Origin of the sequence: Micromonospora sp. DT47 (assembly GCF_049844475.1) — a bacterium.
Lineage (GTDB): Bacteria > Actinomycetota > Actinomycetes > Mycobacteriales > Micromonosporaceae > Micromonospora.
The window spans coordinates 1-12,836 of record NZ_JBNCLC010000047.1 but is presented as its reverse complement, the minus strand read 5'-3'; the positions used below and the strand labels follow the sequence as shown (position 1 = coordinate 12,836).

Annotated in this window: 12 protein-coding genes and 3 pseudogenes; 6 read left to right on the top strand and 9 right to left on the bottom strand. The window is 69.4% G+C overall.

Annotated features, from left to right (window positions below; genetic code table 11):
• Nucleotides 1-85: 85 nt before the first annotated feature.
• Nucleotides 86-391, bottom strand: a pseudogene (locus tag ACLQ2U_RS31740) (IS5/IS1182 family transposase); the annotation flags it as partial.
• Between the two features lie 143 nt (nt 392-534).
• Between ACLQ2U_RS31740 and ACLQ2U_RS31735 the strand changes: the two are divergent.
• The 3 genes and pseudogenes from ACLQ2U_RS31735 to ACLQ2U_RS31725 form a co-directional block, all read left to right on the top strand.
• Nucleotides 535-1,070: pseudogene (locus ACLQ2U_RS31735) on the top strand (IS6 family transposase); the annotation flags it as partial.
• A 387-nt stretch (nt 1,071-1,457) separates the two neighbouring features.
• The gene (locus ACLQ2U_RS31730; RefSeq protein WP_425754575.1) at nt 1,458-2,237 is read left to right on the top strand and encodes a DUF427 domain-containing protein; all 780 of its coding nucleotides are present in this window, start codon (nt 1,458-1,460) and stop codon (nt 2,235-2,237) included.
• Nucleotides 2,238-2,788: 551 nt separating this feature from the next.
• The gene (locus tag ACLQ2U_RS31725) at nt 2,789-3,280 is read left to right on the top strand and encodes a hypothetical protein (protein WP_425754574.1); all 492 of its coding nucleotides are present in this window, start codon (nt 2,789-2,791) and stop codon (nt 3,278-3,280) included.
• A gap of 406 nt (nt 3,281-3,686) precedes the next feature.
• On the opposite strand, the gene ACLQ2U_RS31720 is transcribed toward ACLQ2U_RS31725, so the two are convergent.
• On the bottom strand, nt 3,687-3,845 hold the full coding sequence (locus tag ACLQ2U_RS31720; RefSeq protein WP_425754573.1) for a hypothetical protein: 159 nt from the start codon (nt 3,843-3,845) through the stop codon (nt 3,687-3,689).
• 512 nt (nt 3,846-4,357) lie between these two features.
• On the bottom strand, nt 4,358-4,564 hold the full coding sequence (locus ACLQ2U_RS31715) for a hypothetical protein (protein WP_425754572.1): 207 nt from the start codon (nt 4,562-4,564) through the stop codon (nt 4,358-4,360).
• A gap of 299 nt (nt 4,565-4,863) precedes the next feature.
• Here ACLQ2U_RS31715 and ACLQ2U_RS31710 point away from each other — a divergent pair, with 299 nt between their 5' ends.
• Nucleotides 4,864-6,267 carry a hypothetical protein gene (locus ACLQ2U_RS31710; protein ID WP_425754571.1) on the top strand — a complete coding sequence of 468 codons (1,404 nt, stop codon included), beginning with the start codon at nt 4,864-4,866 and terminating at the stop codon, nt 6,265-6,267.
• On the opposite strand, the gene ACLQ2U_RS31705 is transcribed toward ACLQ2U_RS31710, so the two are convergent.
• The 3 genes and pseudogenes from ACLQ2U_RS31705 to ACLQ2U_RS31695 all read right to left on the bottom strand — a co-directional run bounded on the left by ACLQ2U_RS31705 (nt 6,149) and on the right by ACLQ2U_RS31695 (nt 7,884).
• Nucleotides 6,149-6,433, bottom strand: a complete 285-nt coding sequence (locus tag ACLQ2U_RS31705) for a DNA cytosine methyltransferase (RefSeq protein WP_425754576.1) — start codon at nt 6,431-6,433, stop codon at nt 6,149-6,151. The two genes, ACLQ2U_RS31710 and ACLQ2U_RS31705, sit on opposite strands and share 119 nt — an antisense overlap.
• 129 nt (nt 6,434-6,562) lie before the next feature.
• Nucleotides 6,563-6,733 (bottom strand): annotated as a pseudogene (locus ACLQ2U_RS31700) (site-specific DNA-methyltransferase); the annotation flags it as partial.
• A gap of 17 nt (nt 6,734-6,750) precedes the next feature.
• Nucleotides 6,751-7,884, bottom strand: a complete 1,134-nt coding sequence (locus ACLQ2U_RS31695; protein ID WP_425754570.1) for a citrate synthase — start codon at nt 7,882-7,884, stop codon at nt 6,751-6,753.
• Between the two features lie 68 nt (nt 7,885-7,952).
• On the opposite strand from ACLQ2U_RS31695, the gene ACLQ2U_RS31690 reads away from it, so the two are divergent.
• On the top strand, nt 7,953-9,152 hold the full coding sequence (locus tag ACLQ2U_RS31690; protein ID WP_425754569.1) for a citrate/2-methylcitrate synthase: 1,200 nt from the start codon (nt 7,953-7,955) through the stop codon (nt 9,150-9,152).
• Nucleotides 9,153-10,018: 866 nt separating this feature from the next.
• On the top strand, nt 10,019-10,639 hold the full coding sequence (locus ACLQ2U_RS31685) for a 2'-5' RNA ligase family protein (protein ID WP_425754568.1): 621 nt from the start codon (nt 10,019-10,021) through the stop codon (nt 10,637-10,639).
• Nucleotides 10,640-10,705: 66 nt separating this feature from the next.
• On the opposite strand, the gene ACLQ2U_RS31680 is transcribed toward ACLQ2U_RS31685, so the two are convergent.
• The 3 genes from ACLQ2U_RS31680 to ACLQ2U_RS31670 form a co-directional block, all read right to left on the bottom strand.
• Complete coding sequence (locus tag ACLQ2U_RS31680; RefSeq protein ID WP_425754567.1) at nt 10,706-11,176, bottom strand: UPF0158 family protein; 471 nt, start codon at nt 11,174-11,176, stop codon at nt 10,706-10,708.
• 125 nt (nt 11,177-11,301) lie between these two features.
• The gene (locus ACLQ2U_RS31675; protein WP_425754566.1) at nt 11,302-12,156 is read right to left on the bottom strand and encodes a DUF6880 family protein; all 855 of its coding nucleotides are present in this window, start codon (nt 12,154-12,156) and stop codon (nt 11,302-11,304) included.
• 38 nt (nt 12,157-12,194) lie between these two features.
• Entirely contained in the window at nt 12,195-12,362 is a 168-nt protein-coding gene (locus tag ACLQ2U_RS31670; RefSeq protein WP_425754565.1) for a hypothetical protein, read from the bottom strand.
• Nucleotides 12,363-12,836: the final 474 nt, after the last annotated feature.

Here is a 12,836-nt window from a genome sequence, read left to right as displayed (position 1 = left end):
CCACGCCCGTACGGCCGCAATCATCAATCTCCACGAGGCCAGCCGACGCCCGGAACCCCTTATTTACCAGGCTCTAACAGAATGATCATCTGGGAAGCCTGCGGTAGCAGATGATCGCGCAGGCCAGGCTCATGAACGCTTCGTGGATGTCGTCGCGGATTTCCCACCGCACGCGCAGCCGGCGGAACCAGTGCAGCAGCGCGATGGCCTGTTCGACCACCCACCGATGCGCGCCCGGGCCGGAGCCGTGTTTGGTGCCGCGGCGGGCGATGTGTGGGGTGATGCCGGCGGCGCGAACAGTGCGGCGATGGATGTCGTAGTCGTAGGCCCGGTCGGCGTAGAGCCGCTCGGGTCGGCGGCGGGGCCGTCCGCGGGCTCTGTTGCGTCGAGGGTTGGCATGATCGAGGCAGTCTTGAGCAGTGAAGTCATCGACCCGACCTGACTCGTGGCTGCCTCCGAGGTCGGCGTTCGCCGGGTTCGGTTCCCGCCGGAGGTGATCGTCGTCGCGGTGCGCTGGTGTCTGCGGTTCAACCCGTCCGGTGGGTGCAACGGTTCACGCCGCTGCTGGGCGACGCCGCCCGATCCTGCCGTCACTCACCAGGCGACAGGTGGGACGTCGATGAGGCGTACGTCCGGGTCAACGGGGTGTGGCGGTACGTGTACCGGGCGGTCGACCAGTACGGGCAGGTCATCGACATGCTGGTCTCGGCCCGCCGGGATGCCGACGCGGCCCGGCGGTTCGTCCGACGAGCGCTGTCGACGTTGAAGATGACACCCAGCGAGGTCGTCACCGACGCCTCGCCGGTCTACCCCGGCGTGCTCGACGAGTTGATCCGGCAGGCATGGCACCACGTCGAGCAACACGCGAACAACCCGATAGAAGCCGACCACAGCCAGCTCAGACACCGGTTGAGACCGATGCGCGGACTACGAACGGACAAGACAATCCAAGTGATCATCGCCGGACACGCGTTCATGCAGAACCTGCGCCGCGGATAGTACGAACTCGCCGTCGAGACCCGCCGGCCACGCGAGTCGCCGCTGCGTTTACCAAACTCGCCCAAGCGATCCGACCTCGGACCCGACACGCGTTCAACACGTCCGTCGATCCCACAACGCAACGGCACCCTTCACCTACTGTCCCTATGGGGCGGGTTCCTCATCGTCGCTGTTCTCAACAGCGGTCTGCCGCGGGTTGGCCCGTCGCGGTCACCGCAGTGGGCATCCCGCTGCTCGGCGAGCCGATCATGTCGCGCTATCGGAGGCGGTGGATGTGGCAGCGCGTCGACCCGACGTCCTTGGTTCCGTGGCGGGGAGCGGAGTCAGGACCGTAGCCTGGCAGACAGGGCGCCGATGGGTGTTGTCCCTGCACGGCTGGCCGCAGTCGTGGTACGCCTTGCGGCGGTTGATGCGGCGGGCATACTCGTAACCGGGCGATACCGCGAGAGGAAAATGCGATGTCCTTGACATTCGGGCACGCCCCATTCGCCAGGCAGCGCGGCGGGTTCGACTTCCCCGCCCCGGAGCACGTGCGCTACTGGGAACCCTGGCCCCGCCGGATGCGGGCGGTGTTCGCCGGGCGGACCGTGCTGGACAGCCAACGCGGAATCGTGCTGCACGAGACCGGGTGCCTGCCCCAACACTTCTATCCCCTCGACGACCTGGACCAGGACCTGCTGTCAGCCGCCGAACCCGACGCGCACGGCCGGGCACAGTTCAGTGTGCGGGCGGGCCAGCGCACCGCACCTGGCGCGGTCACCGCCTACATGGACAGCGACGACGCGATCCCGCCGCTGCACGGATACGTCTCGGTGGCCTTCGCCGCCATGGATCGCTGGTTCGAGGAGGACGAACCTATCTACGGCCACGTCCGCGATCCCTACCACCGCGTCGACGTACGCACCGCATCACGCCACGTCGTGGTCCGCCACGCCGGACGGGTAATCGCCGAGTCCACCCGGCCAAAGCTGCTGTTCGAGACGAGCACCCCGATCCGCTACTACCTGCCCTTCGCCGACGTAGATCTTGGTGTCCTGGAACGCAGCGACACTGTCTCGGAATGCCCCTACAAGGGCGACGGGCAACACTGGCACCTGCACGCCGAGGGACAACGGGTATCCGATGCGGCGTGGAGCCTGCCACACCCGCTCCCCGAGGGCTTGGCCGCCGCCGAACACCTCTGCTTCTACCCTCACAAAGTCCACCTCGAGGTCGACGGCCGTCAGGTCACCGCGTAAGACGGTGCCAGGGCCCGTGCCGGCCACAGGAGCAGTCGACCCTTGCCGCCGCGGCGCACCTCAGGGGCGACCAAGACCGGACCCATACTGGTGGTGGGACTGGGTCCGGTGCGGTCCTTCGCGTCACGTAGATCTGACGCGGGTGGACGGCAGCAGGAGAGCGCCAGTACCGCGGTGATCAGCCACACGGCGGGCAGGCTGGTCACCGCGAGCAGGAGGCCGGCGACGCGCGCACGAGGCACGGCATCCCTCCAGCCTGTAGATCCAACCCACCCCGAGCCGACGTCCGCATCGCCAAAACGGCGCGACGCGCCCGCATCCGCAGCGATCGTCAACGACGATGGGGCCATGCCCTGGCTTCAGCGGCAGTCTGATCCGACACCGTCAGCGACGCCGCCGCCAGCCGGCCGACCACCCGGGAGGCTCGGTAAGGAACCCGGACGGCCCGGCCGGTGTCCTGATAGTGGGATGCACGAGTCGAGTCGTCGGCAGGCACGACGCTTATCCGGAGGCGCGAGATGGGTTCAAGGGGCAGGTTAGTGCTGGGGTCGGTGGTCCTGCTGGCGGGGTGCACGACCACGGGCCCGTCAGCCACGCCGGTCGGCGCTGCGGCCACCACGGCCTTGGCGAGCGCGGCGGCGAGCGCCGCGACAGGCTGCGGCTCGCGGGTCGAGACGGGGTCCCTGCCCGACTGGGCGGACGCCGGGTTCAGCGGGGACGCCCGGATCCCGCACGTCTTCGGCGCGAAGGGCGACATCGTCGCGGTGCTGTTCGGTTACCCGCTAGCGCAGGCCAGAGACGACGGGTCCAACAACAAGATCCTGTGGGTCTCCCGTCCTGCCACGACGTCGTCCGACACGACGTCGCCGGCTACCTTGGCGATCACCGCGACGCTGGACGGCACCGACACGCGGGTGACCCGGGAGGTCACCGGCGGTCCGGGCCCATCGATCATCGACATGCCGCGGGCGGGCTGCTGGCACCTCGAACTCCGCTGGTCCGGGCGCACGGACACCATGGACCTCGTCTACGCCGACAGCTAGGGCGCCGCCGGGCGTTGACTGTGCCCGCGGCTTTGGCCGCAGCACGCAGGCTTCGACACTCATGCCGAGTCAATGCGGTTGAGCGCAGTTGCGCCCCGTTCGGAGCACCCCACTGCACCCAGTCCGCTCCCCCAATTCGCCCGTCGAACCAGCCCTCCACAGGGGCTCGGAGGTCCCGAAAACCCCGACCCTCGCGCGTCTCGCCCGGCGCAGAGCTTTCGTTGGCCACCTCCGTCCAGGCGCCCGACACGCGGACAAGCACGAGCACTGCCGCATCTGCGCAGAGACCTGCCACGCCTGCGAGCAGGCATGCCGCGGCCTCCTGGCCACCATGAGCTAAACCGCCAGCAAGCGCATCCCGTACGCAGACGCCAGCACCGCCAGTGCTGGCGTCGGCGCGGGCGGGTCAGCGCTTGGCTTCCCGTTTCGCCATCTGCGGATCGGCGCCCTTGCCGACCTTGCGCAGCGCTTCCCGTAGCTGGTTCTCGGTCATTTTCGAGTTGCCCTCGATGCCCGCCTGGTGTGCCTGCTGGCGCAGGTCGTGAAGTTGCTCCCGGTCAGCCATGTCAACCTCCCCCTGTCCAATCACCGCCCGTCGTCCGCTGGCTTCCCGGGCTACCCACGCGCAAACCCGAGCCGGCATATGCGCCAAGGCGGCTCGGCACAGCCAACAGCGAGTAAGTGTCGACTTGAACCTCTCGTCGAGATGCTCCCTGCTCAGAATCGGCCATGTCTGAGCGCTCCCGCTGCTTGCCAGCGATGTTGGCCAGCACGTCGATGCAGCCGACGTGGTGTGACCCCCGTCCGCCGGACACGGTTGGCCTGCCGAGCAGAGAAAAGATGGGCTCCTTCGGGTCCGCCGAAGAGGTCACCGAGCAGGGAGGCCTGGTCAGCGCACTGCTGATGGGATCGGAGTCTCAGCGTTGGGACCTACACCGGCACCTGTGCTGCAGGCTGCAGAGTCAGGCGTCGATTTAGCAGCTTCGCTCCTGACCCGCCTAGGGCTTCGACACGGCTGTCGACGCGGGTCGATTGCCTGCCCGAAGCAGAGTGGCCACTGTGGTCTTCACTGGGAGGTCAAAGGCGTCGGATGGCGATATCGTTGCTGCTCACGGCCTCGGCAGGCGTCCGCCGGCTGCCCGGCAACGTCCCCGTCGCGGCGTCGACCAGGGTCGGCAGGATCACGATCGTCTCATCGACGCGGCCCTGCCCGGCGAGCAGGCTGGCCAGGTGCCGGGCGTTGGTCGAGACCCTCGGCGCGGTCATGGCACGGGCGGGCGCCATAGCGCTTCTCCCGTCCCGGAACTGGCCGGATTCGCGAAGAAGGTCCGTCAAGTTCGGGTACAGACTAGTGTGAGAACTGCTCGGACACTTGGTGGGTACGAGCCCGCGATCTCGTTGCCGCGTCCATCCGCCGGCCGGGCCACCACGCGCACCGTGGCACCCGGCGACGGGACGGCCGCCCGACGCGTTTTCCACGACTCCTCGTCAGGCGACGCGCCTGGCGTGAATCGAGCGAGGCCCTGGTGCTCTCCCCATCCGTGACTTCCCGGTCCGACGTCCGACCGCTGGCAGCGGTATGCGTGATCTTCGCCGCCGCGTCCCTGATCGCTGTGCCGGCGACCCTCGACCTCGGCTGGGACGAGGTCGTCTACGTGAGCCAGTACGGCAGTCATGCGCCGGCAGCCTTCATGAGTGCCCCGCGTGCCCGCGGCGTCACCCTGCTCGTGTGGCCGGTCGCGTCGTGGCTCGATTCCACGCTCGCACTCCGCCTGTTCCTCACCGCCACGGCGGCGGCAACGCTCGGGCTCGCGTTCTGGGTGTGGTCCCGGCTGTCGCGGCGGCCGGGCATCGCCGCGCTGGCCGCCGGGTTGTACGCGAGCCTCTGGATCGCCCTCTTCTACGCCAACGCCGCGATGCCCAACCACTACACCGCGATGGCGGCGGTCGCGGCGGTCGGGTGCTTTCTGCTCGCCGCTTCCGAACCAGCCCGGCCCAGGGCGTACCTCGGGCTTGTCGCGGCTCTCGCGGTGGCCGCCCTGATGCGTCCGGCCGACGCCTTCTGGCTCGGACTTCCGCTGCTCGGCGCCACGGTCGCGGTGCAGACGTTTCGGCGGTGGCGGCTGGCCGCGGCGGTGCTCGCGGGCCTCGCGGTGGGCGGCGCGCCGTGGGCGGTCGAAGCCGAGTTGCGCTACGGGGGGCTGCTGGAGCGCATCCGTCAGGCCGGCCACGTGCAGGGCGGGACGAGCCTCCAGTTCTCCCTGGGGCACGTGATCAGCACCCTGGACGGGCCGATTCTCTGCCGCCCGTGCGACAGCCCATTCCGGTGGCCGGCCGCGCTGTGGTGGGTGGCGCTCGCCGTGCTGGTGCCACTCGGTGTCCGGGCGGCCCACCGGGCGGGCACGGCACGGACCGCGTGGCTGCCCGTCGTGGTCGCGGCCTCGATGGCCTTTCCCTACCTGTTCCTGATCGGCTACTCGGCACCCCGGTTCCTACTTCCGACGTACGCGGTGGCTCTCGTCTGCGCCGCGTCCGGGCTTGCCGTACTCCTGTCAGCGGCCGCTCGCAGGTGGCGACGGTTGGTCGCCGCCGCCGCCGCAGTGGGCCTCGCCGGCCACCTCGCCATCCAGGCCGGCATCCTCCACCATGTCGTGTCGGAGCAGTCCCGGGGCCGCGGGGACTGGACGCGCGTCGTTCAGACGCTGCAGTCGCACGGAATACGACCGCCCTGCGTGATCTCCGGCCACGAAGCCATCCCCGTTGCCTACTACGCGAGGTGCCGCGCTCTGGAGGACCGGGGGTACAACCGCAACGTGAGCACGGCGCAGTTGCGGGAGGCTGCGGCGACCGGGCCCTTCGCGCTGCTGGTCAAGGACGCCGCCCCGCCCGACTGGGTAGCGGGCTGGCAGCGGGTGCCAGTAGGCGGTCTGACCACCTCCGGCTTGACGCTGTACCTGCCAAGACGACCGCCGCGAGCACCGAACTGACCGCCTGGCAGGGGAAGCCTGCGGTGAGGATGTCAACGGGTGCGACGCCGCTCCAGTCGACGGTGCGGATGTCGCCGAGGTTGGGTACGCCGGGCCAGTGATGCTCGAGGACGGCGCGGGCGTGCCGGTCGGTTTCGGCGTACCAGGTGAGGCGGCCGCCGAGCACCAGCTCGACGGCCAGGTCGAGTCCGCCGTATCCGGTGCACAGCGATCCGATGCGCGGCCCGGGAGGGTGGTCACTCACGCCACCTCCCGGGGCAGGCAGACGCGGATACCGATGTTCCGCAGGGAGGCGTCACTCATCTGCGGCGCCGTGCGGGTCGGGCTCCGGCTTGCGGACGATCAGCACGTCCTCGTGCGCGATCAGGTGCAGTGGGGTGCCAGCGATGCGGGCCGTCCGGACGGCCTGGAGCTGGAAGAACGATGGGCGGGCGACGAGCTGCCCATCGCGGACGGCCGCGAGGAGGCGGGCATTTGGCCTTCTCACAGCACCGGTTGTGGCGGGCGAGGGCCCACGTATCGCGAATCCGGCCGAATGATCTTCGAGTCCTGGGCCTGCTCCAACACATTCGCACACCACCCGATGACGCGGCTGGTGGCAAAGGTCGGTGTGAACATTTCCCGGGGCAGCCCGCACAGGTGCATGACGACGCCCGCGTAATACTCCACGTTGGTGTGCAGTTCCCGGCCAGGCTTCAGCTCCACGAGCAATGACAGCACCCGCTCCTCGACGGCCATGGCAAAGTCCACCAGTTGCCCGCCGAGGGCTTGGGCGACCCCCTTGAGCATTCGCGACCGTGGGTCTTCCGTACGATAGATCGGGTGCCCGAACCCCATGATCCGGTCACCGTTGAGGATGCGCGACCGCAACCACGAGTCGGCCCGGTCGATGGAGCCGATGGCGTCGAGGGTGTCGAGGGCCCGGCTGGGAGCTCCGCCGTGCAGCGGGCCGGAGAGCGCGCCGAGGGCACCGCCGATGCAGGCGTAGATGTCGGCGCCGGTGGAGGCGATGACGCGGGCGGTGAAGGTTGACGCGTTGAAGCCGTGATCAACGGTCGCGATGAGGTAGCGCTCGATCGCTCGGGCGTGAACTTCGGACGGCTCCTCGCCGGTGATCATGTACAGGTAGTTCGACGCGTGTGACAGGTCGTCGCGTGGCGCGATCGGCTTCAAGCCCGCTCGCAGGCGAAACAACGCTGCTAGCAGGCTGGGCGTAAGGGCGCAGAGCGCCATGGCCTGCGCTCGCCGTTCGGCAGGCGAAGTGTCGTAGAGCGGGCGGGCTCCGGCGGCGAGGCCGGCGACGGCCAGCGCGGCGCGCAGGCCGCCCATCGGGTCCGGCGACTTCGATGCCGTGGCGATGTCGGGCAGCGCAGCGGCAACCGCGGGCGGGATGTGGCGCAGCGGGGCGATCTCCTCGTGTAGCGCCTTGGGCTCGGCAGGCAGGGAACCGTCGATGAGCAGCGCCCAGACGTCCTCCAGGGTGCGGCGCTCCGCCAGGTCGATGGCCGAGTACTGCCGGTAGTGGTAGAAGCCCTCGAGGCCGCGGACGTGGCCGATCGTGGTGTCGGTAACCACGACGCCGGCGAGCCCGCGCGGAACGGTGATGGTGTCAGCCATGCAGGCAGCGTCTCGCCGACCGACGCAGCCAGTCAACATTGATCCAGTCAATGTGAGACCATGGCCACATGTCCGAGGATCAGCTGCTGACAACCGACGAGGTGGCACTTCGCCTGCGCATCAAGCCGGAGACGATCTACGCGTACGTCAGCCGAGGGTTGCTTGCCAAGGTCAAGGTTCCCGGCGAGCGGATCAGCCGCTTCCGGCTAGCCGACGTCGAGCGACTGGCAGCCCGCACACAGGCGACCCGGCCGGGACGCGATGCCGCCCCGGCGATGCGGACCGCCATCACGTTGATCGCGTACGGGCGACTCCACTACCGAGGACTGGATGTCGCGACGCTCGCGCCGGTGACTCCGTTTGAGGAGGTCGCGCACTGGCTGTGGACGGGCGAGCGGCAGAAGCCGGCTTTCCCGGCGTCAGCAGAAACCCTCGGACGGGCGAGGCGGGCGAGCGACCACCTGCCCGCGCAGGCCCGACTCTTCGACCGGCTGCCGGTGATCGTCGCCGTCGCGGCCGCAATGGACCCGCTGCGCTTCGACCTGGCGCCCGCCACCGTGACGGCTCTCGCGCCCGCGTTGCTGTCGACCATGGTCGACGCTCTGCCCCTCGCAGGCGAGGCACCCGCTGACGACAGCCTCGCGACCCGTCTGTGGTTGCGGTTGACGGGCACGCCGGCGTCCCCGGAGGGTGTCCGGGCGCTCAATGCCGCACTCGTCTTGCTCGCCGACCACGACCTGGCCGCTTCGACGATCGCGGTACGCGTAGCAGCCTCGACACGGGCGAACCCGTACGCGGCGGTGCTGGCGGGCCTCGGCGCGCTGGACGGCCCTATGCACGGAGCCGTCGGCAGCAGCGTGTACCGGATGATCGAGGCGGCGCTGCGGGAAGGGGCGCCGGCCGCGATCGTCGAATGGCTGCGGACCGGCAGCCTGCCCGGGTTCGGGCATTCGCTGTATCCGGAAGGCGACCCGCGCGGCGCGGCCCTCCTCGATCTTGTCGCGGAACTGCCGCTCGAGGGTGACCTGCGGCGGGCCGTCGACGACCTGATCGCAATGGCGGTGCGGCGGGGCGCCCTGCCCAACGTCGACTTCGCCGTTGCCGTGTTGGCGCACGCGACCGGCATGGGGCCGAGCGCCGGCGAGGTGATCTTCGCGATCGCCCGGGCGGCGGGCTGGATCGCGCACGTGGTCGAGGAGTACGCCCAGCCGAACAACCGGTTCCGGTGGAGCAGCGGCTATACCGGCCCACCCCCCGCGTCAGCGTGAACTCCCACGGCCGGCGGCGTCCTGGACGCGCTGGATGAGCTCTGCGTCCCGGGGTCACCCTCGGCAGGAGAAGGCGATGTCCTCCGTACCGCCGGAGCCTTCGAGGTGACAGGCAAGTGCTAGGACGGACGGAGAGGCTCACAGCCCAAGTCTGCGGCCGATCTCGTACAGCGCCAACCCAACAGAAATTTTGTGAACGGCACCGCGCCGAATTTGATGACTCCCAGGTAGCAGGACACGTCGCTCCCACAGGTCGTCGGTCCGTCCTTTGGAAAGTCGAGCTTCAGCATCGCACCGTCGGACGTTAGACCAACGTCAAGACGCCACAGCAGGGCACGGTAAGCGTCTGCGTTCGTCGACCGAATACGTACCGTGCGAGCGCCGACCTTCATCATCCGTTCCCGCGTCAGCTCATTGGTGCTGTAGTTTCCCTCGGGCGGCCGCGCGCCGGACGTGGGTGAAACCTGACCCGCAGCAGCATCCGGCTTCCCTGCCTCCGGGTCGCCTTTGCTGGCCGGGGCGAGCAGGCCGCAAGCGTTCGTGACGGAGGATCGTGGCCAGCCTCGGCGATCGCTAAGCGAAGGCACCCTCGCCATGCTCAACAACCCAAGCTCAAGCCCGCGCACCATGAGCCGCGACCAGATCGCCACCCTCGTCCAGAAGCTTCGAGCCCGGCGTACTCGTCGAGCGCATCGATGTGGCGGCCTGACCGATGACCGTCTGCGCCACCTAGCGCCCCGAGACCCAGACGTTCCTGCTCCGGGATCGAGGAGCAGCGGCACAGAATTTAGCGGTGAGGTGCCCTACCCAGCACCGGTGGCGAAATCCAGTAGACCGCCACCGGCCATGATGGGAAAACTACGGGGATGGAACCGACACAGACGGCGCTCATCGTGCCGATACCCGAGGCCGAGGAGGCGGTAGGCCGGTTCCGGGCATCGCTCGACCGGGCTGCCTCGTGGGGCGTGCCGGCGCACGTCACCGTCCTCTACCCGTTCCTGCCTCCGCAGCAGATCAATGACCAGGCCTTGGCCGTGCTGCGCGAGACCATTGCCGGGATACCGCGGTTCGACGTTGCGCTGACCCACGTCGGCTGGTTCGGTGACACGGTCGTCTGGCTTGCTCCGCAGCCAGATCGTCCGTTCCGGGACCTCACCACGGCGGTGTGGCAGCGGTTTCCCGAGACACCCCCGTATGCCGGGGCGTATACCGAGGTGGTGCCGCACCTGACCATCGGTCACGACGCCGCCAAGCCCGTGCTGAGCCACGCCGCGGAAACCGTCTCCGCGCACCTGCCGATCGACGCGGCCGTCGACATGGTCTGGCTCATCGCCGGAACGCCGGACCTAAGCCCCTGGCGCACCGTCTGCGAGTTCCCCCTGGGCGCCACACCGCCTGCGGCGGCAGGTACGGAACTCGTTGGCCAGGGGAACCTCAACGGACACCCGGCGACCCGGACCATCGGTGACGCTCAGCAGACACTTTGAAGATCCACTAATCCACAACTCTTGACAATTGCTCCGCCTGAGCCCACCCAGTTGGGGCCGTTCGTCTCACGGCACGTCCGGGTCGGGGTGCTCCATCCGGCAGTTACTCGCGGCAGCGTCATCGATGACGTGGTTGTCGAGGAGCCAGTCGATGGCCCGGCGGGTTGCCCGGGCGTGGTGGAAGGCGTGCCAGGCCGTCAGCAGGTGCGGATACTCCTCGTGCAGTTCGTCCTTGAACCGGCGGAAGGCGCCCCTGCCCTGGATGGCCCGCAGGAGCCTGCGTCCCGCCTGCTCGTCGCTGACCCGCTCGGCGAAGTCGGCCATGTCGCGGTGCCAGACGGAGGGCGGCAGCGCCTCGATGGGGACCAGGTCGAGTTCGTCGAGGTCGATGGGTGTCTTCCCGTCGATGCCGCCGTCGGCCGTCCACATCATGATTTCTCCGCTGGCCGGATCGATGAGCCAGCGGTACTCGTACGCGCTCTGGTCCTGCAGCGCCGTAGCGATCTCCTCGAGATCGAGCTGGCGTACGTCGAGCATCTGTCCGCTCCCGGATGCCGTGGTCGTCGGCGACCACGGTAGTTCCGCGGCCCACCCGGCCGCGAGGCTGCCGGCCCGTTCCTTCACCGGTACGGGACCGACGCCGTGATGTGGCCCCTGCTCCATTAACCCGGGATCGGGAGGCCGGTCGGCTGCAGCCCAGCGGCGTCGAGGGTCTTGATGAACGTCGGTCGGCGCTTGTGCTCGATGCGCAGTTCCGCGAGGTAGCGCGGGAACGCTGCGGGTTCTCCGGCCGCCTGGTACACCGCCCGCAGCGCCGTTAGCAGCACGACGGCCCGCCGGTAGCGCCGCTTGTCGGCCGAGTTGAGGATCGCCTGCTCGACGAGGTCCCGGTACGGCTGGATCACCTCCGCCGGATGCGTCGCGGCCCGCCGCTGCAGCAGGGTCTGCCACTGCGGCCCGCCGAGCCACCGCCGGTGGTGCAGGGCTTCCTGCCAGGCCTCGTCGTCACGTCCCACGGCCAGCAGCAAGTCGACCAGCTCGGAGGCGTACGCCGGCTGCTGGGTGATCCGGTCGCGCAGCACCCCCATCGCCCACCCCGTCGGATCGTCCCCGCCTGCCGTCGCCACGGTGTCGGTCAGCGATCGGTACGCCATGGCGGTGGGATGCCGTTCGAACTCCTCCCGCCGGACCCGCACAGCACCCGGCGTGTCACCGGCGGCGGTGAGCATGTCGACCAGGAGGTTCCCCAGCCGGTCCGTGTACGGCGAGCGCGCGTTGGCGGCCACGCCCCGCCGGGCCCAGTCGATCGCCTCGTCCCGGCGCCCGGCGGCACCAAGCGCCTCGGCGATCCGTTGATACTGCACGGCACTGACCAGCTCCTCGGCCAGCACGGCGACGTACCGGTCCACGTCGCCCGACACCTCGGCGAGCTGCTCGCGCAGGTCACGCACCGCGAACGCGGCGGTCCACGACTCCGGGTCGGCGACACGTGCCCGCTCGGCGACCAGCCGCTCCACCCTCAGCGATCCCCCGCTCGCCCAGCGCCGGAGCGAACTCACTCAGCACGACACGGGGCCAGCCGGGACCGTCGCACTCCAACTTCACCACACTCCCCGGCCACCTGGCGGGCGGCCTGCGAGTACTCCCGCCGACCCCGGTAGGGATCCCGCCGGCGATCCCAGCGCAGCCGGTCCACCACCACCGTCAGCTCATCACCGATCATGCACCCATCTCAGCAGACCGCGACCCGGACCTCGGGAACCCGCCGCCCTATGGTGTCGGGCGTGCCGAACGACCAGGATCTGGCGAACGCGCCTCACCCCGTTCCCGGCCCGGCCGAGACCCGAATGAACCTGGCCCAGCACCTGACGGTGCCGGTCCCAGCCCAGTTCGGCGGGGCCGACGTGCGCGGCCAGCCGGCCCTCCCGCCGACCCCACCGTCTGAAGGGTCGCCGCGCTGACCGGTACGGCCGCCGGCTGCCGCTATTCGATCAAGATGTGGCCGGTGACAGCAGCACTCGGCGTTACGAGCGGAGCCAGCGGTCCAGGTAGGCCAGCAACCCGGTCAGGTGGTGCCGCCAGGCCGGTAGCCGACGTGCCCGTCGGGGCGGAGCTGGTACTCATCTGGCAGAGGTCGGCTGGCGGGCGCGTTCCTGTGAGCGTCTGATCTCCGCCTCGGCTTCCGTCCGATCGGCCC